The organism is Entomomonas asaccharolytica (assembly GCF_016653615.1).
Classification (GTDB): domain Bacteria; phylum Pseudomonadota; class Gammaproteobacteria; order Pseudomonadales; family Pseudomonadaceae; genus Entomomonas; species Entomomonas asaccharolytica.
Window position 1 is genome coordinate 621,403 of record NZ_CP067393.1, and the last position, 20,841, is coordinate 642,243.

The 20,841-nt window shown below is 39.0% G+C and carries 16 protein-coding genes, 2 tRNA genes and 3 rRNA genes; 15 read left to right on the forward strand and 6 right to left on the reverse strand.

Annotated elements, in window-relative coordinates:
• The first annotated feature begins 11 nt into the window (after positions 1–11).
• Both JHT90_RS02780 and JHT90_RS02785 read left to right on the forward strand, forming a co-directional pair.
• Entirely contained in the window at positions 12–1,082 is a 1,071-nt protein-coding gene (locus JHT90_RS02780; protein WP_201093830.1) for an enoyl-CoA hydratase/isomerase family protein, read from the forward strand.
• 245 nt (positions 1,083–1,327) lie between these two features.
• Positions 1,328–1,846 carry a hypothetical protein gene (locus tag JHT90_RS02785; protein WP_201093832.1) on the forward strand — a complete coding sequence of 173 codons (519 nt, stop codon included), beginning with the start codon at positions 1,328–1,330 and terminating at the stop codon, positions 1,844–1,846.
• Here the strand turns inward: JHT90_RS02785 and JHT90_RS02790 are convergent.
• On the reverse strand, positions 1,840–2,988 hold the full coding sequence (locus JHT90_RS02790; protein WP_201093840.1) for a MalY/PatB family protein: 1,149 nt from the start codon (positions 2,986–2,988) through the stop codon (positions 1,840–1,842). The two genes, JHT90_RS02785 and JHT90_RS02790, sit on opposite strands and share 7 nt — an antisense overlap.
• A gap of 92 nt (positions 2,989–3,080) precedes the next feature.
• Between JHT90_RS02790 and purT the strand changes: the two genes are divergently transcribed.
• From purT to JHT90_RS02850, 12 genes are all read left to right on the forward strand, one after another.
• Positions 3,081–4,262, forward strand: a complete 1,182-nt coding sequence (gene purT / locus JHT90_RS02795) for a formate-dependent phosphoribosylglycinamide formyltransferase (protein ID WP_201093843.1) — start codon at positions 3,081–3,083, stop codon at positions 4,260–4,262.
• An 8-nt stretch (positions 4,263–4,270) separates the two neighbouring features.
• Positions 4,271–4,669, forward strand: a complete 399-nt coding sequence (locus JHT90_RS02800) for a gamma-butyrobetaine hydroxylase-like domain-containing protein (RefSeq protein WP_201093846.1) — start codon at positions 4,271–4,273, stop codon at positions 4,667–4,669.
• Between the two features lie 309 nt (positions 4,670–4,978).
• A 16S ribosomal RNA gene (locus JHT90_RS02805) occupies positions 4,979–6,504 on the forward strand.
• 93 nt (positions 6,505–6,597) lie between these two features.
• Positions 6,598–6,674 (forward strand) — tRNA-Ile (locus tag JHT90_RS02810).
• 6 nt (positions 6,675–6,680) lie between these two features.
• A tRNA-Ala gene (locus tag JHT90_RS02815) sits at positions 6,681–6,756 on the forward strand.
• A gap of 249 nt (positions 6,757–7,005) precedes the next feature.
• Positions 7,006–9,909 (forward strand): 23S ribosomal RNA (locus JHT90_RS02820).
• Between the two features lie 187 nt (positions 9,910–10,096).
• Positions 10,097–10,212: ribosomal RNA gene (gene rrf / locus JHT90_RS02825) — 5S ribosomal RNA — on the forward strand.
• The 16S, 23S and 5S rRNA genes sit together here with 2 tRNA genes alongside, the layout of an rRNA operon.
• A gap of 243 nt (positions 10,213–10,455) precedes the next feature.
• Entirely contained in the window at positions 10,456–12,480 is a 2,025-nt protein-coding gene (locus JHT90_RS02830; protein WP_201093847.1) for a ribonucleoside triphosphate reductase, read from the forward strand.
• Between the two features lie 31 nt (positions 12,481–12,511).
• Positions 12,512–12,679: an anaerobic ribonucleoside-triphosphate reductase gene (gene nrdD / locus JHT90_RS15310; RefSeq protein WP_201093849.1), complete on the forward strand. Its 168-nt coding sequence runs from the start codon at positions 12,512–12,514 to the stop codon at positions 12,677–12,679.
• 28 nt (positions 12,680–12,707) lie between these two features.
• A complete protein-coding gene (locus JHT90_RS02840) occupies positions 12,708–13,457 on the forward strand; it encodes an anaerobic ribonucleoside-triphosphate reductase activating protein (RefSeq protein ID WP_201093851.1) in 750 nt (249 codons plus the stop codon).
• Between the two features lie 142 nt (positions 13,458–13,599).
• Positions 13,600–14,337 carry a carbonic anhydrase gene (locus tag JHT90_RS02845; protein WP_201093853.1) on the forward strand — a complete coding sequence of 246 codons (738 nt, stop codon included), beginning with the start codon at positions 13,600–13,602 and terminating at the stop codon, positions 14,335–14,337.
• Between the two features lie 108 nt (positions 14,338–14,445).
• Positions 14,446–15,000, forward strand: coding sequence for a GNAT family N-acetyltransferase (locus JHT90_RS02850; protein WP_201093855.1), 555 nt, complete (start codon positions 14,446–14,448; stop codon positions 14,998–15,000).
• On the opposite strand, the gene pabB is transcribed toward JHT90_RS02850, so the two are convergent.
• Positions 14,992–16,701 carry an aminodeoxychorismate synthase component I gene (gene pabB / locus JHT90_RS02855; RefSeq protein ID WP_201093857.1) on the reverse strand — a complete coding sequence of 570 codons (1,710 nt, stop codon included), beginning with the start codon at positions 16,699–16,701 and terminating at the stop codon, positions 14,992–14,994. The two genes, JHT90_RS02850 and pabB, sit on opposite strands and share 9 nt — an antisense overlap.
• 9 nt (positions 16,702–16,710) lie before the next feature.
• Positions 16,711–17,490 carry an exodeoxyribonuclease III gene (locus JHT90_RS02860; RefSeq protein ID WP_201093859.1) on the reverse strand — a complete coding sequence of 260 codons (780 nt, stop codon included), beginning with the start codon at positions 17,488–17,490 and terminating at the stop codon, positions 16,711–16,713.
• A 400-nt stretch (positions 17,491–17,890) separates the two neighbouring features.
• Between JHT90_RS02860 and pyrE the strand changes: the two genes are divergently transcribed.
• Positions 17,891–18,532 (forward strand): orotate phosphoribosyltransferase, encoded by a 642-nt coding sequence (pyrE, locus tag JHT90_RS02865; protein ID WP_201093861.1) that lies wholly within the window; start codon positions 17,891–17,893, stop codon positions 18,530–18,532.
• Positions 18,533–18,630: 98 nt separating this feature from the next.
• Here pyrE and JHT90_RS02870 read toward each other — a convergent pair whose 3' ends face one another.
• Genes JHT90_RS02870 through JHT90_RS02880 form a run of 3 tightly spaced genes read right to left on the reverse strand, consistent with a single transcriptional unit; the run spans position 18,631 to position 20,837 of the window.
• Positions 18,631–18,960: a DUF3325 family protein gene (locus JHT90_RS02870; RefSeq protein ID WP_201093863.1), complete on the reverse strand. Its 330-nt coding sequence runs from the start codon at positions 18,958–18,960 to the stop codon at positions 18,631–18,633.
• A 3-nt stretch (positions 18,961–18,963) separates the two neighbouring features.
• Positions 18,964–20,538, reverse strand: coding sequence for a PepSY-associated TM helix domain-containing protein (locus tag JHT90_RS02875; RefSeq protein ID WP_201093865.1), 1,575 nt, complete (start codon positions 20,536–20,538; stop codon positions 18,964–18,966).
• Positions 20,538–20,837 carry a hypothetical protein gene (locus JHT90_RS02880; protein ID WP_201093867.1) on the reverse strand — a complete coding sequence of 100 codons (300 nt, stop codon included), beginning with the start codon at positions 20,835–20,837 and terminating at the stop codon, positions 20,538–20,540. Before JHT90_RS02880 ends, JHT90_RS02875 begins: the two co-directional genes overlap by 1 nt.
• Between the last annotated feature and the right edge of the window lie 4 nt (positions 20,838–20,841).

The window sequence follows — 20,841 nt, forward strand, 5'->3', positions numbered from 1 at the left end:
AGGTATAGAAAATGCCTGTACATTTTGAAGAATTACCTTGTTTAGATAACTATAAAATAGGTGTAATTACTTTAAACTCACCTAAAAACCTTAATGCACTAAACTATCAAATAACCAAAGCTATGTATCAGCAGTTAGAAAAATGGGCTATCGATACTAAACTAGCTTGTGTTTTCTTACATAGTTCTTCTGCTAAAGCTTTTTGTGCAGGTGGCGATGTTAGGCAAATTGTTGAATCATGTTGTCAGCATTTAGGTGAGCCTGACGAAGTTGCTCACAGGTTCTTTTCCCAAGAGTACCAATTAGATGCCTTTATCCATCATTATCCTAAACCTATTATAGGTTGGGGAGAAGGTTATGTATTAGGTGGTGGAATGGGACTGCTACAGGGTTGTTCAACTCGAATAGTTACTCCAACAAGCAAATTAGCAATGCCTGAAATTAATATCGGTTTATTTCCAGATGTAGGCGCTGCTTGGTTTTTATCTCGTATGCCACAAAAAATGGGGTTGTTTTTTGCGCTAACAGCTAGTCAATTAAATGCTAATGATGCTTTGTATTTTGGTTGGGCAGATCGTTTTTTATTAAATGAACAGAAAAACGATTTATTACAGAGCTTTCAACAAATTAGTTGGGCATGTAATGCGGAGCAACAGTTACAGCAGTTATTGAAGTCACTTGAGCAACAAGCACTTTCACAACTACCCAATGCTGTTTGGCAGCCAAGATTAAAGATTATTAAAGAAGCTTTAGATCAACCTGATTTACCAAGCATATGTAATGCGATTATTAACTTACAAGATAGTAATGATGAAATTTTAACGCAGGCAGCTACAACTCTTGCTAATGGTTGCCCGATGACAGCATGGTTAATTTGGGAGCAATTAAAACGTTTATCACATTGCTCAATTACTGAAGTACTAGAAATGGATTTAGTGATTAGCCAAAACTGCTGTAAGAGAAAGGACTTTATTGAAGGTGTTAGGGCAAGATTAATCGATAAAGACAATAAGCCGAATTGGCGTTGGAAAAGTATAGAGGAAGTTCCCTTTAAAGAAGTGGATAAACATTTTTGTCTATAACAATAAAAATACACTAGTAAAAGAAGATCAATAATTTAATGCAAACAGAAGTGCTTACCAAAATATCTACCTATATTAATAATTAATAGAAGCTATTAGTTTATAATAGTTTTTGATAGGCGTTAGCATTCACCGCATAACTAATAATATTGTCTTATAGTTTAGGCATGGAGAGAGTAAAAAATGATTAAAAGAAAAAATTTAATAGTTTTATTTGTTCTGTTTTTTTTATACTTTTCTCAACAGTGATATATGCTCAAAAAACTGAACGCACCGAATTCGATGTTTGTCTTGATATGGTTGCTCACTTTAACAAACAGGCAGTTGCTACGTTATTTGATGTAGATGATGTTGTGGTTATCAGAGCTGATCAATATCTTAGACCAGGCTGTAATGTGCTAGTGAGAGCAGGTGCTAACTTTAATGAAAAAAATTTGCTTGAGATTTTAGTGTACAAACAAAATAACGCATATGAAATTTATAAGAAAGATTTGCAATCTAGTAAATCTAAAACGGCGGTACAGGTTTTTAATGATAGTAAATCTTCTTGGTATAATGCCTTTTCATGGGCTAAAGAAGGTTACTATGAGTACGTATCAGGCAAATTCCAGTTATTTCATTTTTATACCCAGCAAGGTGATTATATAACCTTTACTTTTTATCTCACTGTACCCAGTAAGTCAGACAAGCCTAACAAGCAAGAGTTAGATGATAAAATGCAGTCACTTATTAATATCATAGCTAAGCAAATGGCTTATTATTGATTATGCAGTTTAGAGCAAGCTATTTTCATTCGCTCAATAGCTTGTTCTAATAATATTCTTGGACAGCCAAAGTTAAGCCGTAAAAATTTATCACAACCAAAATCATTACCGTCTGATAAACCAACACCAGCTTCTTCAAAAAGACGATGAGGATTCTCAATGGGGAGTTGGGTGGCATCAATCCATGCTAAATAGCTAGCCTCGATGGGTAATAATTTCAAGCCTTCAATACTATTAATTTGTTGATAGAGATAATCTCTATTATTTCGTAGATATGCTAATTGTTCTGCTAACCAGCCACTTGTATCTGTATAGGCTGCAATTGCAGCGGTATAAGCCAAAATATTTAAATGGGGAACTATATCCTCCATTGTTTGCATAAATTTTTGACGGAGTTGGGGATTAGGGATAACAGCAATAGATGCACCAAGCCCAGCAATATTAAAAGTTTTAGAGGGTGCCATTAAAGTAATAGAACAGTTAGCTGCCTCATCATTAAGGGAAGCAAAAGGAATATGTTTTAAATTAGGTTCTAATAAAAGGTCACAGTGTATTTCATCACTACAAACGATTAGATTATGTTGCTTAGCAAACGCAAGTTGCTCTAATAACTCCTCATGACTGTAAACAGTACCACCAGGATTTTGAGGGTTGCAGAGCATTAGTAATTTTTCGTGGCCATCTAATTTATTTTCAAGCGCATTCAAATCCATAACCCAACGATTATTTTTATTTACTAAATTAGCATAATATTGCTTACGATTCAGATGCTTAGCTGCTGCCATAAAAGGAGGGTAAATAGGAAAAGGACAGATGCTAGACTCTGAGTCATTGGTAAAGGCACGTAAACTAATGTTTAAACCTGTTACTAATCCTGGTAAAAAGACTAGCCATTCAGGTCGTATTTGCCAATTATAGTGCTTATCAGCCCAATTGATAAAAACCTTAGCTAATTCTTTTGGCTGTCCACCGTAGCCATAAACGCCTTCTGCAACACGCTCTTGTAATGCTTTCATAATAGAAGGTGGTGAAAGAAAATCAGTATCAGCTATCCATAGCGGAATAATATCTCTAGCAGCATATTTTTGCCATTTAAGACTATCTGTATTCGCTCGGTTAATAACTTGATCAAAATTAAACATGCCAATTCCTATTTTATTTCGCTACTAGGTAAGCTCATCATTATATGGCAATATATACATTATTAAAAACTTACCTACAATGAGGCTAACCTATGCTAACACTTGGTACTCCATTATCAGCTACAGCCACTAAAGTTTTGCTTTGTGGTTCTGGAGAATTAGGAAAAGAAGTAGTCATCGAACTACAGCGCTTAGGTTGTGAAGTAATAGCTGTCGATCGTTATGCAAATGCACCTGCTATGCAGGTTGCTCATCGTAGCCATGTCATCAGCATGTTAGATGGAGAAGCATTAAGAAAAGTAATAGCACAAGAAAAACCTCATTATATAGTGCCAGAGATTGAGGCCATTGCTACAGATACATTAGTGGCGTTAGAAAAAGAAGGCTATAACATTATTCCTACAGCTCGAGCTACCCAACTTACTATGAATAGAGAAGGTATACGTCGTTTAGTAGCTGAAGAATTAAAATTACCTACTTCACCTTATTGCTTTGCTACCAATGAAAATGAATATAAACAAGCTATAAAAGAGTTAGGTTTTCCTTGTATTGTTAAGCCTGTTATGAGTTCGTCTGGGAAAGGACAATCCTTAATTCGCAGTGAAGCTGATATTGATACTGCTTGGAAATATGCTCAAGAAGGAGGCAGAGCAGGTGGTGGTAATGTAATTATTGAAGGTTTTATAGATTTTGATTATGAAATTACCTTACTTACTGTTCGTCACATTAATGGTGTGTCCTTCTGTGAGCCAATTGGTCATCGACAAGAAAAAGGAGACTATAGAGAGTCTTGGCAACCACAACCAATGACAGAAACAGCCTTATCACTTTCTAAAGAAATTGCTACCAAAGTAACTGAAGCTTTAGGTGGTAGGGGGGTATTTGGTGTTGAATTGTTTATCAAAGGCGATCAGGTATGGTTTAGTGAAGTTTCACCAAGACCCCACGACACTGGCATGGTTACTTTAATTTCACAAAATTTATCCGAATTTGCGCTGCATGCCCGTGCCATATTGGGACTACCTATTCCTTATATTGAACAATATGACCCCTCTGCTTCATCAGTTATCTTAATTGAAGGGGAGTCTAAACAAGTGAGTTTTTCTAACTTAGAACAAGCACTCAGTGAACCATTAACAGATTTACGCTTATTTGGTAAACCAGAAGTATCTGGTCAAAGAAGAATGGGAGTAGCACTTGCAAAGGCAACAACTATAGAGCAGGCTATTAATAAAGCAAAGCATGTATCACAGCAAGTTAAAGTACAGCTGTAGGACTTATCATGCAAATCCCAGAAACTATTAAGTTAAAAAAAACATCTAACCTACTAGAGCTGGCTTATCAAGGCCAGCTCTATCAACTATCTGCTGAATATTTAAGAGTAAACTCACCGTCAGCTGAAGTACAGGGGCATGGTAACCCTATTCTGCAATACGGCAAAAAAGAGGTGAAACTCATTAAAATAGAGCCTGCTGGACAATATGCTCTTAAATTAACGTTTGATGATGGTCATGATACAGGGCTTTATACATGGGAATATTTATATAAATTAGCCACAGAACAGAAAAATATATGGGATGATTATCTAAAACAATTAAATGAACAAGGAAAGTCTAGAGACCCCAATGAGTCAATAGTTAAACTAGTCAGCCCTAGTCAAAAAAACAATCAAATTAATTGACAAAGCTAAGTAAATCTATATAATTTTGATCCCTTTGTTATTATTTATAGACTTTTGGTTAATTTTGCAGTTAAAAATAAATCGAAAATATCTTAAAAAAGACATTGACAAAGAGATTAAAAGGCGTAGAATGCGCGCCTCATCTGAAGAGTAAAGCTCCAAAGATACAAGTTCTTTAACAATATAAATCAAGTAAATCGTGTGGGTGTTTGTAGTACTGGTAAGAATTATCAGTAATATAAATAACTCGTCATGAATGAGTTTTTAGATTACTGAGCCGTTTTGGCTTCTTATGAAGCAAAAGATTTAAAACTGAAGAGTTTGATCATGGCTCAGATTGAACGCTGGCGGCAGGCCTAACACATGCAAGTCGGGCGGTAACAGGTCTTTCGGGATGCTGACGAGCGGCGGACGGGTGAGTAAAGTCTAGGAATCTGCCCATTAGAGGGGGACAACGCGGGGAAACTCGCGCTAATACCGCATACGCCCTACGGGGGAAAGGTGCTTAATTGTACCGCTAATGGATGAGCCTAGATCAGATTAGCTAGTTGGTGGGGTAAAGGCCCACCAAGGCGACGATCTGTAGCTGGTCTGAGAGGATGATCAGCCACACTGGGACTGAGACACGGCCCAGACTCCTACGGGAGGCAGCAGTGGGGAATATTGGACAATGGGGGCAACCCTGATCCAGCCATGCCGCGTGTGTGAAGAAGGTCTTCGGATTGTAAAGCACTTTAAGTTGTGAGGAAGGGGTAGTGTAACGAACTACTTTTGACGTTAGCAACAGAATAAGCACCGGCTAACTTCGTGCCAGCAGCCGCGGTAATACGAAGGGTGCAAGCGTTAATCGGAATAACTGGGCGTAAAGCGCGCGTAGGTGGTTTGTCAAGTTGGATGTGAAATCCCCGGGCTCAACCTGGGAACTGCATCCAAAACTGACTGACTAGAGTACGGTAGAGGTTAGTGGAATTTCCTGTGTAGCGGTGAAATGCGTAGATATAGGAAGGAACACCAGTGGCGAAGGCGACTAACTGGACTGATACTGACACTGAGGTGCGAAAGCGTGGGGAGCAAACAGGATTAGATACCCTGGTAGTCCACGCTGTAAACGATGTCAACTAGCCGTTGGAGTCCTTGAGGCTTTAGTGGCGCAGCTAACGCAGTAAGTTGACCGCCTGGGGAGTACGGTCGCAAGATTAAAACTCAAATGAATTGACGGGGGCCCGCACAAGCGGTGGAGCATGTGGTTTAATTCGACGCAACGCGAAGAACCTTACCTGGCCTTGACATGTCCGGAATCTTGCAGAGATGCGAGAGTGCCTTCGGGAATCGGAACACAGGTGCTGCATGGCTGTCGTCAGCTCGTGTCGTGAGATGTTGGGTTAAGTCCCGTAACGAGCGCAACCCTTATCCTTAGTTACCAGCACGTAAAGGTGGGCACTTTAAGGAGACTGCCGGTGACAAACCGGAGGAAGGTGGGGATGACGTCAAGTCATCATGGCCCTTACGGCCAGGGCTACACACGTGCTACAATGGTTGGTACAGAGGGTTGCCAAGCTGTGAAGCGGAGCTAATCTCAGAAAACCAATCGTAGTCCGGATTGAAGTCTGCAACTCGACTTCATGAAGTCGGAATCGCTAGTAATCGCGAATCAGAATGTCGCGGTGAATACGTTCCCGGGCCTTGTACACACCGCCCGTCACACCATGGGAGTGGGTTGCTCCAGAAGTAGCTAGGCTAACCTCGTGAGGCCGGTTACCACGGAGTGATTCATGACTGGGGTGAAGTCGTAACAAGGTAGCCGTAGGGGAACCTGCGGCTGGATCACCTCCTTAAACGAAAGCTGGTACTACAAATACCCACACGAATTACTTGATTTATGATTGCGAAGAACGAATTGGGCGAAGGCCTGAGAAGTTAACAGATTAGGGTCTGTAGCTCAGCTGGTTAGAGCACACGCTTGATAAGCGTGGGGTCGTAGGTTCAAGTCCTACCAGACCCACCAAATGAAGGGGCCATAGCTCAGCTGGGAGAGCGCCTGCCTTGCACGCAGGAGGTCAGGAGTTCGATCCTCCTTGGCTCCACCAGATACCTAATCGAAACAAAAAGCTAGAAGCTAATTCTTTTAAATAAAGAGACTTACCTTCTAACTTTTAAAGTTAGACTGTTCTTTAACAAATTAGATATGCAAAGAAGTAAAGATTAATTAATAATTACTGGTCTAATTATTAATGCTGAGGTGAAAATATTGCGAACTCAAGCGCAAATTTTCGGCGAAACAAATGTCGATTCTTTGGTTGTGTAGCATTAGATTACTAGATAATTTAGGGTTATATAGTCAAGTGAATAAGCGCATACGGTGGATGCCTTGGCAGTCAGAGGCGAAGAAAGACGTGATACCTGCGAAAAGTTACGGGGAGCTGGGTACAAAGCATTGATCCGTAAATGTCTGAATGGGGAAACCCAACTGAGAGAACCTCAGTTATCCAGTACTGAATACATAGGTACTGAGAAGCGAACCAGGGGAACTGAAACATCTAAGTACCCTGAGGAAAAGAAATCAACCGAGATACCCCAAGTAGTGGCGAGCGAACGGGGTGCAGCCAGTGTTCAGAAGCATGAGTATTAGTGGAATGGCGTGGGAAAGCCAACCATAGAGAGTGATAGTCTCGTACACGAAAATGCACATGTGGATCTAAGTACACAAAAAGTAGGTCGGGGCACGAGAAACCTTGACTGAAGACGGGGGGACCATCCTCCAAGGCTAAATACTACTGACTGACCGATAGTGAACCAGTACCGTGAGGGAAAGGCGAAAAGAACCCCGAGTAGGGGAGTGAAATAGAACCTGAAACCGTATGCGTACAAGCAGTGGGAGCGGACTTGTTCCGTGACTGCGTACCTTTTGTATAATGGGTCAGCGACTTATATACAGTAGCAAGCTTAACCGAATAGGGGAGGCGTAGCGAAAGCGAGTCTTAATAGGGCGCCTAGTTGCTGTGTATAGACCCGAAACCAAGCGATCTATCCATGGGCAGGTTGAAGGTTAGGTAACACTGACTGGAGGACCGAACCGACTACCGTTGAAAAGTTAGCGGATGACCTGTGGATCGGAGTGAAAGGCTAATCAAGCTTGGAGATAGCTGGTTCTCCTCGAAAGCTATTTAGGTAGCGCCTCATGTATAACTTCTGGGGGTAGAGCACTGTTTCGGCTAGGGGGTCATCCCGACTTACCAACCCGATGCAAACTCCGAATACCAGAAAGTTTTAGCATGGGAGACACACGGCGGGTGCTAACGTCCGTCGTGAAAAGGGAAACAACCCAGACCGTCAGCTAAGGTCCCAAAATTTTGGTTAAGTGGGAAACGATGTGGGAAGGCATAGACAGCTAGGAGGTTGGCTTAGAAGCAGCCATCCTTTAAAGAAAGCGTAATAGCTCACTAGTCGAGTCGGCCTGCGCGGAAGATGTAACGGGGCTCAAACCAAATACCGAAGCTACGGGTTCATCTTATGATGAGCGGTAGAGGAGCGTTGTGTACGCCTGTGAAGGTCAATTGAGAAGTTGGCTGGAGGTATCACAAGTGCGAATGCTGACATGAGTAACGACAATGGGTGTGAAAAACATCCACGCCGAAAGACCAAGGTTTCCTGCGATACGTTAATCGAAGCAGGGTTAGTCGGCCCCTAAGGCGAGGCTGAAAAGCGTAGTCGATGGGAAATAGGTTAATATTCCTATACTTCTAATAACAGTGATGGAGGGACGGAGTAGGCTAAATCAGAGTGGCGTTGGTTGTCCACTTGAAAGGCTGTAGGTAGATCTCTTAGGCAAATCCGGGAGATTATTACTGAGAACTGATGACGATTCATTTATTTTAAATGGAGAGTGATTGATGCCATGCTTCCAAGAAAAGCTTCTAAACTTATGTTATTAGGAACCGTACCCCAAACCGACACAGGTGGTCAGGTAGAGAATACCAAGGCGCTTGAGAGAACTCGGGTGAAGGAACTAGGCAAAATGGCACCGTAACTTCGGGAGAAGGTGCGCTGGTGGTAGGTGAAGTTCCTTGCGAATGGAGCTGAAGCCAGTCGAAGATACCAGGCCGCTGCAACTGTTTATTAAAAACACAGCACTCTGCAAACACGAAAGTGGACGTATAGGGTGTGACGCCTGCCCGGTGCCGGAAGGTTAATTGATGGGGTTAGCTTAGGCGAAGCTCTTGATCGAAGCCCCGGTAAACGGCGGCCGTAACTATAACGGTCCTAAGGTAGCGAAATTCCTTGTCGGGTAAGTTCCGACCTGCACGAATGGCGTAATGATGGCGGCGCTGTCTCCACCCGAGACTCAGTGAAATTGAAATCGCTGTGAAGATGCAGTGTATCCGCGGCTAGACGGAAAGACCCCGTGAACCTTTACTGTAGCTTTGCACTGGACTTTGAACCTGTTTGTGTAGGATAGGTGGGAGGCTTAGAAGCTTAGACGCTAGTTTAAGTGGAGCCGACCTTGAAATACCACCCTGACATGTTTGAGGTTCTAACTCTGGCCCGTAATCCGGGTTGAGGACAGTGTATGGTGGGCAGTTTGACTGGGGCGGTCTCCTCCTAAAGAGTAACGGAGGAGTACGAAGGTGCGCTCGGCGTGGTCGGAAATCACGCTAAGAGTATAAAGGCAAAAGCGCGCTTGACTGCGAGACAGACAAGTCGAGCAGGTACGAAAGTAGGTCTTAGTGATCCGGTGGTTCTGTATGGAAGGGCCATCGCTCAACGGATAAAAGGTACTCCGGGGATAACAGGCTGATACCGCCCAAGAGTTCATATCGACGGCGGTGTTTGGCACCTCGATGTCGGCTCATCACATCCTGGGGCTGAAGCCGGTCCCAAGGGTATGGCTGTTCGCCATTTAAAGTGGTACGCGAGCTGGGTTTAGAACGTCGTGAGACAGTTCGGTCCCTATCTGCCGTGGACGTTTGAGATTTGAGAGGGGCTGCTCCTAGTACGAGAGGACCGGAGTGGACGAACCTCTGGTGTTCCGGTTGTCACGCCAGTGGCATTGCCGGGTAGCTATGTTCGGAAGAGATAACCGCTGAAAGCATCTAAGCGGGAAACTTGCCTCAAGATGAGATCTCACTGGGGATTTAATCCCCCTAAAGGGCCGTTGAAGACTACAACGTTGATAGGTTGGGTGTGTAAGCGTAGTGATACGTTGAGCTAACCAATACTAATTGCCCGAGAGGCTTGACTATATAACCCCAAGTTATTTGGTTAAGAATCGAAGAAAGACATAAAGTAAAAGTTGAAAATGAGCAAATGAGTTCGTTTGCCGAAGCTAAGAGTAGACACAAACGTTAATTAATCAAATACTTTGCAACAAGCATATCTAATTTAGGTGATGAGTATAAATAACCAAACTACTTACACCATAAAGAATTGCTTGAGGAAAATAGAGCGTTGGAACCACCTGAATCCTTCTCGAACTCAGTAGTGAAACGACGTATCGCCAATGGTAGTGTGGGGTCTCCCCATGTGAGAGTAGGTCATCCTCAAGCTCCTAAATCAAAGCCCCCTGATCTTATAAAGATAGGGGGCTTTTTAGTTATTGAGACTTTTAAGTCAGAATAGTAAATAGGATTTACAGCATTTAATGATTGCAAGAAAACTGAATTTTTATAAGAAAAATAATAAAAAGGGTGCTGAGAGGTGGAGTATAGAAAGTTGTAATGAAAGGGTAAAATTATGATTGTAAAATAAGGGATGTGTATAAAAGACAGCTATATATAGAGTTTATTCCCATGAATGATCAGCAGCTCAGACTTCCTAGTAATATTCGTAAACGTGATGGTCATATTGCCATTTTTGATGCTAAGAAAATAGAAAATGCTGTAGCAAAAGCAGGTAAGGCTACAGGTGAGTTTGATGAATCAATAGCTTATCAGGTAACTGTAAAAGTATTAGAAAAAATCTCAGGGAATGATTTATTAAATATTGAATCTGTACAGGACTATGTTGAGCGCACGTTAATGGAAGCAGGATATTTCAATACGATGCGTGCTTATATTGTTTATCGTGAGCAACATAATCGTTTAAGACAAGATCATAAAACTGTAGTTGATGTATCTGCTTCAATGAATGAGTACTTAAATCAGGAAGATTGGCGAGTAAGAGCAAATGCTAATCAAGGTTATTCATTGGGTGGATTAATTTTAAATGTATCTGGGAAGATTACAGCTAATTATTGGTTAGATGAGGTTTATGCACCAGAAATAGGTGAGGCTCATAGGGTAGGTGATTTACATATTCACGATTTGGATATGTTAGCAGGTTATTGTGCTGGTTGGTCATTACGTACTTTATTATTTGAAGGTTTTAATGGTGTACCAGGGCGTGTAGAGGCAGCTCCACCAAAGCATTTGTCTAGTGCATTAGGGCAAATGGTTAATTTTCTGGGAACCTTGCAAAATGAATGGGCAGGGGCGCAAGCATTTAGTTCATTTGATACTTATTTAGCTGCTTTTATTCGTAAGGATAATTTAAGTTATGATAAGGTTCGTCAGTCTATTCAAGAGTTTATTTATAATTTAAATGTGCCTTCTCGTTGGGGTACACAAACGCCTTTTACTAATTTAACCTTTGATTGGGTCTGTCCAGAAGATTTACTTGAGCAAGTGCCTGTGATTGGTGGTGAAGAAATGCCATTCACTTATGGTGATTTGCAAGCAGAAATGGATATGATTAATCGTGCTTACATTGAGGTTATGCAAGCAGGTGATGCCTATGGGCGAATCTTTACCTTCCCTATACCTACTTACAATATTACCCATGATTTCCCTTGGGAAAGTAAAAATGCTACGCGTTTGTTTGAAATGACTGCTCGATATGGATTACCTTATTTCCAGAATTTTTTAAACTCTGATCTTGCCCCTAATTTAGTGCGTTCAATGTGTTGTCGTTTGCAATTAGATGTACGTGAGTTGTTAAAGCGAGGTAATGGTTTATTTGGTTCAGCGGAACAAACAGGATCACTGGGGGTTGTTACTTTAAATTGTGCGCGTTTAGGTCACTTATATAAAGGTAATAAGCAAGCACTATATCAACGTTTAGATGAGCTTTTAGAGTTATCTCGTGATAGTTTAGAAGTAAAACGTAAGGTTATTCAGCGGCATATGGATAATGGTTTATATCCTTACACTAAACGTTATTTAGGTACTTTACGTAATCATTTCTCAACGATTGGAGTCAATGGTATTCATGAGATGATTCGTAATTTTACGGATGATGCTGAAGGTGTCCATACAGAACAAGGGCATAAGTTTGCTGTTGAGTTTTTAGATCATGTTCGTGCTAAGCTGGTAGAGTTCCAAGAACAAACTACTCATTTATATAATCTTGAAGCGACACCTGCAGAAGGAACTACTTATCGTTTTGCTAAAGAGGATAAGAAACGTTTCCCTAATATTTTACAAGCAGGTACAGCAGAAGCACCTTATTATACAAATTCATCACAGTTGCCTGTAGGAATTACGGATGATCCGTTTTATGCATTAGAAATGCAGGATGATTTACAGACTAAATATACAGGTGGCACAGTATTGCATTTATACATGGCTGAACAAGTTTCTTCAGCAGAGGCTTGTAAAAAATTAGTACGTAATGCATTAACTAAATTTAGATTGCCTTATTTAACAGTTACACCAACGTTTTCAATTTGTCCTGTGCATGGTTATTTGGCAGGCGAACATGAATATTGTCCAAAATGTGATGAAACTTTATTACAGCAACAAAGTGCTGAAGTAGCAAAAAGTTGTAGTAGCTGCTAAGCAATAAACTTATTTTTTTAAGAGGTATTATATGACTAAAGAGCAATTACCCATAGAGCAAAGACAACGTTGTGAAGTGTGGACGCGAGTAATGGGTTATCATCGTCCAGTGAGCGCGTTTAATTTAGGTAAGCAGTCAGAGCATAAAGAGCGTCAACACTTTACTGAGTGTGCAGCTGGTAAAAATTGTCATCAATAATTAACAGAATTAACTCGTGGGAGTAAGAATGAGCGCTTTAACTCATCCCTCAATAGCCAACTCTATTACTCCCATTGAGTTATACCCTAACCTGCATGTTGGTGGCTTTGTGCCATTAACTACATTAGATTATCCCAATCATTTAGCATGTGTTATTTTTTGTCAAGGTTGTGCTTGGCGTTGTCGTTATTGTCATAATGTTAATCTTATACCACCCAGAGCAATTAATGAAATAGCTTGGCAAGGTATTATAAGTTTCTTAGAAAAACGTAAAGGACTACTGGAAGGTGTTGTTTTTAGTGGGGGAGAACCCACATTGCAACGGAGTTTGTTGCAATGTATTGAACAAGTAAAGGCAATGGGCTATTTAGTAGGATTACACAGTGCAGGGATTAAACCAAAACTATTTGAACAGGTGGTGAGTAAAGTTGACTGGGTTGGTTTTGATATTAAGGCCTTACCCGTAGATCATCAGCAAATTACTTGTGTGCAAGGAAGTGGTGAAGCAAATTGGTTAAGTTTAAAGCATTTATTAAACAGTGGTACAAACTATGAGGTGCGTACCACTGTTCATTGGCATTTATTTACTATTGAGAAGTTAAAGCATCTAGCTAATAAATTACGAGCGGAAGGTGTTGAGAAATTCGTAGTACAGGTAGCACGACATAAGCATATGTTAGATGCTGAATTAGCTGTAACCCTTCCACCGTTAGAAAAACAACAACTATGGGATTATTTAGCTAGTTTATTCCCTAGCTTTATTGTCAGAGAAGCATAAGGTATAAAATTATTGTTTTTAATATATAAATATTCTGAACAATTACTTAACTACTTTTAATTGTTGTTATTTTTTGCCTGAACAAAATAAAACCTATTTTTTCTAATATTTCACAAAAATATTTTTACCCAAGGAAATTATCATGAAGATAGGTTTATGTATATTATTGGTTGCTCTATTTGTGAGCGGTTTTGTATTAGCCGATGAACAATGGGGATATGAGGGAAAAGTTTCTCCAGAGCATTGGGGCGAGTTATCTACTGATTTTACCACCTGCAAAGTAGGCAAACATCAATCACCTATTAATATTGTTGATTCTAAAAAAGTACATCACGAAAACCTTAGTTTTTATTATGCGTTAACGTCAGAAGAAATTGTGAATAACGGTCATACTGTACAGGTAATTATTAAGAGTGATGATGACTATTTAATTTATAAAGATAATAAATATTACTTAAAACAGTTTCACTTTCATACACCCAGTGAAAACTTAATACACAATCAATCCTTTCCTTTAGAAGTTCATTTTGTACACGCAGATAAACAAGGTAATTTATTAGTATTAGCTGTTATGGCCCAAGAAGGTAAAAATAATACTGAGTTAGCGAAGGCATGGCAGATGGTTTCACCGCAGCAGAACCAAGTGGTGACTGTTGAAGATCCTTTTGATATTAATAAATTTTTACCTAAAGAGAAAAGTTATTATCACTTTGAGGGTTCTTTAACTACACCACCTTGTACAGAAGGGGTGAATTGGATAGTGTTGAAGCATTCTGTAGAAGTGTCCAAGGAACAAATACAGCAGTTTGAAAAATTAATGGGTCATCATAATAACAGATCAGTACAACCTATTAATGACCGACAAGTGGATGACGATTAGCTATTGTTATTAAGAGATGTTTCCATAAAAGAAACATCTCTTATTGTCTGTTAAGATAAATTAGTGATAGCCTTAGTATTGATAACAAAAAATTAAGGTTATAACAAAATGCTAATAGAACCTATTACTAAGCGTTTGAAATTACGCCAATGGCAAGATAAAGATTATCAGCCTTTTTTTAGCCAGTTAAGCGCAGACCCAAAAGTAATGGAGTATTTTCCCAGTACTCTAGATAGGGCAAGTAGTGACGCAATGGCTGATAAAATTCGACAGCTTATAGACAAACAAGGGTGGGGAATTTGGGCCGTTGAATTAAAAGCTACTGGTGAGTTTATAGGCTTTGTTGGGTTACATAAACCTATAGCTGAGCTACCTTTTTCCCCCTGTGTAGAAGTGGCTTGGCGTTTAGCGACCAAATTCTGGGGCAATGGTTATGCACCAGAAGCAGCACAAGCTGCGTTGGAATTTGGTTTTGAAGAGTTAGCTTTAGATGAGATAGTATCTTTTACTACCCTACAAAACCAACGTTCTCAAAGGGTAATGAAAAAATTAGGGTTTGAGTTTTCAGAGGAGTTTGATCATCCTGCTTTACCTGCAGACTCGCCATTACTCAGACACTGTTTATACCGTTTAACAAAAGCAAAATGGCAAGCTTTAGCTTAAGATAACTTTTCTAGCACCACGTACACTGTTAATAAAGAGTATTTGTTGTGCTTGTTGAATATCTTTTTTATAGAGTATTTGTTCAGTTATATATTTTTTATTAAGTAACCATTGTCTGAGTGTACCAGCTAATAAACCACTACTAATAGGTGGTGTTAGCCATTTTCCATTGCTTAAAATAACCAGATTACCATTAACAAATTCAGTTACTTCGCCTTTTTCATTGGTCATTAAACATTCGTATTCAGGCTTTACTTTAGGAAAAAAATCTCTACTTGTGGTTTTATGGTAAAGCAAAATATTTTGACTGTTCATAATGGTATCTGACCATCTAGCTTGTAGAGGGGCAGTGTCTAAAAAGAGTGTAGTTGCTTCACAGTCGATCTGACCTATGCTATTTAATAGTAATCGTACTTTGTAATAGCCATTAGCATAGGTTGCTGCGAGTTGTTGCAGACGAACAGTAATTTGCTGATAACTAAAAGAGAAATTAAAATAATTAGCAGAGTTTTTTAGACGTTTTAAATGTAGCGAAAGTAAAAAGTATTTACCATCCACCAATAATAAACTTTCTAATAACTGTTGTGGAAAATGCTGTGTAGTTAATACTTTAGCCTTGGTAAGTACTTCTTTATATTCATTACTTGCCGTGGAATCCCATGTAATACCTCCACCCACACCATAGCTAGCAATTCTTTTACTGGTATCTACTTTTATAGTACGGATAGCTACATTAAATGTGGCCTCATTATCGGGTGTTACAAAACCGATGGCTCCACAATAAGCTTCCCTTGCTGTGGCCTCTAGTTGTTTTATAACTTCCATGGCGCTAGCTTTAGGCGCTCCTGTAATTGAACCACAGGGAAATAAGGCTTTAAATATATCAAATAACGTGGTGCTAGGTTTTGTTTGTGCGGTAATGGTTGAAGTCATTTGTAGCACGGTAGGATACTTTTCAATAGTAAATAATTTAGGTACTGTTATGGAGTCTAAATTGGCTATTTTACTTAGATCATTGCGTAGTAAATCTACAATCATTAAATTTTCAGCTTGATCTTTTGTAGAGTTGGCTAAGGTTTCTGTTTGTAATTTATCTTCAGCTAATGTTTTTCCTCTAGCAATAGTACCTTTCATAGGTTTAGTGGTGATAGTACCTTGCTGCCAATGGAAAAAAAGCTCTGGAGAAGCTGATAACAGCTGAAATTCTCCCATATCCAAATAGGCACTATAACTAGCCTGTTGGGCTTGGTGAATTTTTTGGTAGTAAGCATAACTTTCAGCGGGATTAAACGCTGTATTTAAACGAACAGTATAGTTCACTTGATAAACATTACCTTTACTAATTTCATGATGGATCGTTTGTATAGCTTGTTGGTAATCACTACGAGAGGTATCTATTTGCCAACCAGCAACTGTTGTTTGTGCATACTGAGTAAATAGTTGGGCTTTTTCAATGGGTTTTTCGAATACCCCAAACCACAATAAAGGCATATCGCCTTTAGGGTGAGTAGTAAAATAAGGAGTAAATGCAGCAGCGGCCTCATATGAGACATAACCTGCTATATAGTAGCCTTGTTTAATGGCCGTTTGTAGCTGATGAAAACAGCTAATAACTTGATCAAGTTGGTGAGTTTGAATGATTTGGAGAGGATGGCAAAAGGTTAAGCTTTTGCCATTAAAATCGAACTGCAAATGAATCAACAATAAAACCTATATTTCAAGCGTCCAGTTATAATCTATTGTTAAAGGCGCATGTTGTGAAAAGCGAGGCTGACGAGATAAGTTAAAGTTTCTAACAATACGACGTAAACCAGGGGTTAGTAGTTGATAATCAAAACGCCAACCAAAATTAAGTGCTTCGGCTTGTTCGCTATCAGGCCACCAGCTAAATAAATCAGTTTCGCGAGTAAGCTCTCTCATTGCGTCAACATAGCCAAGATCTGCAAAGATATCGTCTAGCCAAATACGTTCATCTGTTAAAAAGCCAGGTAATGATTGGCAATCACGCCAGTTTTTAACATCTAATTTTTGATAGGCAATATAAAGGGAAGCACAATAAATATATTCACGGCGTTTACGACGCTGTTTAATAAGGTGTTCAGTAAAATTCTCCATAAACGAGAATTTTTCATCCAATTGCTCTTCACTTTCACGTCCAAATGGAAGGAGTAGAGAAGAAATACTGACTTTATCAAAATCTAATTGTAAATAACGTCCAAAATGGTCAGCTTCTGGAAAGCCTAAACCAAAAATTACTGCTTTAGGTTGCAAGCGAGAGTAGATAGCTACACCACCTTTTTCTGGTTCGAAAGAATCACAGGTGAATAGGTTAAAGCCTTCTAATTGAAACTCAGGTGCTTCCATCTCTCTGTTGGTTGTACGAGTGTCTTGCAAACAAATAACATCTGCAGCTTGCTCTCTGAGCCAGTCAAATAAGCCTAGTTCAGCAGCAGCTTTAATACCGTTAACATTAACACTAACAACTCGCATAATATAAAATGACCTCTTCAAAAACTAATGGGTATCATACTCCAGTTAGGTATATTTTTTTAGGTAAATTCATCAAAATAAGCCTAATTTATGCTCTAGGGCAAATTAGGTTATACAACGTAATATGAAATAGAGAAAAGATATCTAAAAAAATAAACCAATTGCCTAAATCTTACAGCAAAAGATGTTTCTCGATAGCTGAGGGGTATCAATGAGTATCCATCTAGGGCGCGTATTTTATGCTTTATACAAGCAAATTGCAAAGAAAACAAAAGATTATCAGGGTTTTTATTCAGTTGTTGTCAAGTTTTGTGAATTAACGAAGACGATCACGGTAATTATCGTTAAAATAGCACAAATTTTTTGTCATTATCATTATTGGTTTATTATCGGGTGAAGCATGCAAGATTATCAGCGGGATTTTATTCAATTTGCTATCGAACAAGGTGTATTAAAGTTTGGTGAATTTACTTTAAAATCAGGTCGAGTGAGTCCTTATTTTTTTAATGCAGGGTTGTTTAATAGTGGTTTAGCTATTTCTCGTTTGGGGCAGTTCTATGCAGCGGCTATTGTTGAAAGTGGTTTAGAGTTTGATGTGTTATTTGGCCCCGCTTATAAAGGTGTGCCACTGGCTATTGCCACAGCTATTTCGTTAGCAGAGGATTATGAGCAAGATTATCCTTGGTGTTTTAATCGTAAAGAAGCTAAAGATCATGGTGAAGGTGGTGTATTGGTTGGCGCTCCGCTAAAAGGTGATGTATTAATTATTGATGATGTGATGACAGCAGGAACTGCTATCCGTGAAGTAATGCAGATTGTGAAAGCCGAAAAAGCGATTACAGCAGGCGTGATTATTGCGTTAGATCGTCAAGAGCGAGGCAAGGGTGAGTTGTCAGCTATTCAAGAAATTGAAAATGATTTTAGAATGCCCGTTCTAAGTATTGTTACTTTAGATATGATTTTACAATACTTAAGTGAAGATAAAACGCTTAAAGAGTATTTACCATCCGTTAAAAAATACCGTGAAGAGTATGGCGTCTAATTATTAATAGTTAGTTATTGAAAATACTAAAAATATACAGCCCTATAAAAGTAATTTTGTAGGGCTTTTTATGATTAGTTGTTTATTAAAAACACTAACTATGATGTATGGGGTGGTATAGGTTGTTGTTTAAATAGCCAATAAAAACCAGTGATTATGCTTAGTTGCTTGGGTAAGTAGCAGATTAATATAATCACCAACAAATGAGTTAATGTTATAAAACCTAGGTAATAAACAATACCCATACCAACACCTAAGTGTTTTATAGCAACTACAAGCGCTATTACTAATAATAAACAGCCTACACTAATGGCGCTAATATTATTATGGTGCAGAGTACTAGCCAAGGCTTGTATATAATGCTTTTTAATCCCCATACACAGATAGCTAAGCCCCAAAAAAATAATTAAAAATAACATCAAAACCATTTGTTATTTATCCATCACAAGTTGTTTAGGGTTAAGGTTTGCATATACTTTATGATTATTAAGGGAATGTTTGTGATAAAAAATCATATAACTTAACCATGCAAATAATAGAGCAAAAGTAATTGCTATTAATTCAACACTGGCTAGCTGCCAATTACCTTGAGCGATAGACGTTAATAATGAGTCTGTAGTGGTTAGTGCATTAATGATAGGAATGGCTAAACAAGTCATAGTGGCTAATGCAAAAAGTTCATACCATGCTTTTTTATAGGGTCGAATAATACTATAGAGTAAGGTAAGCCCCCATATAATGAAAAAAATATGTGCTTCCCATCTTTGACGTTGCGCTAGTAGCGTAGGTAATAAACGATTTGCTAATAACACACTCGGTAGTGCGACACACAAGCCAGCGATGGTTGTAACATTGAGTATTTGTACTAGACGATGGCTGAAAGATTGTTTATTAGGGGATGCTTTTTTCAATCTTGCTTGTTTTTTGATAGACCACAAAATCAAACCACTGGCAGTCATAAAACAGCCTGCAATACCTGATAAGAAGTATAACCAACGTAACCCATAATTAGCATAGTGACCACGATGAAGTGAGCTGAGGGTATTTTGAGTAGCGGCTGCGGGGCCATTAGCTTTGACTTCAGTTACTATTTCAGCTTGGGTGTTAAAAACTAAACCCAGTGGATTAACAGTATTTGCAGTATCCGTAGTGAGTACAATTTTACTATTGGTTTGATTGGGGCGATAAATGGTTATAAAGCTAAGCTGTTGGTTTGGATATAGCTTATAGAATTGTTCAAGCAGTAAGCTAATTGATGGCATAGGCTGTTTAATACCACTGATTGGCTCACCAAAATCTGGGATGTTAAATGCTTCCTGATATATTTTACCTCGTTGCTGGCCATAGACTGCATCATTACCCCAAGGCATAAAGAAGCCAATTAAAATAATCAGCCCACTAAAGGTTATCATTAAATGAAAAGGTAATGCTATTACGCCACTAATAATATGACCATCCAACCAAGAGCGTTGTCCTTTACCAGTACGCAGCACAAAGAAGTCTTTAAATATCTTTTTATGAGTAATAATGCCTGTGATAAGTGCAATTAACATACAGAGTGTTACTGCACAAATAATAAGACGTCCTGTAAAAGGGGATAAATACCATAATTGATAATGCATGCGGTAATAAAAATTACCCCCCACAGTTGCTCTTGGTTTAATAACTTCACCTGTTGTTGGATCAAATACCAAGTTACCTCGTTGTTTAGAAGCAAACCAATTAACTTTTAAAGTAGGATTGCGATCTGATGGTAAGGTAATAGCTAAAAAAGAAGCCTCTTCTATTTGAGGGGTGAGTTGTTTGAAAACTCTTTCTAGTAGTACAGCTTGATTTTCATCTTTAGGTAACGAGATGGCGTGTAACTCTGGTTGCATCCAATAGGTAATTTCTTCCCGAAAAAAACTGAGTGTTCCTGTGGCAAAGATCATAAACAATAGCCAGCCTACTATTAGGCCAGACCACGTATGTAACCAAGCTTGTGATTGTCTAAAACCTTCTTTCATTAAACGCTACCTGATTGATGAAGGCTGTTAAATAACAAACATAATAGGGTGGGTAACAATACACCTAATAATGCTTTCCAATTCTTATCAACACTAAATACCCAGCAGACAGCTATACAAAGGATAACTAAACATAATAAGTTAGACGTTATGACGGCTTCTGAAGGTGTAAGTGGTAAATATAATGCCAGAAAAATATTACTTGTAGCGGCTAGTGCATAGCCTCCAGCAATAGCAATAAGACATCTAATAGCTACCGTTATACGGTATTTAGTTAAGCTTTGTTGATGTATTTTCATAGCT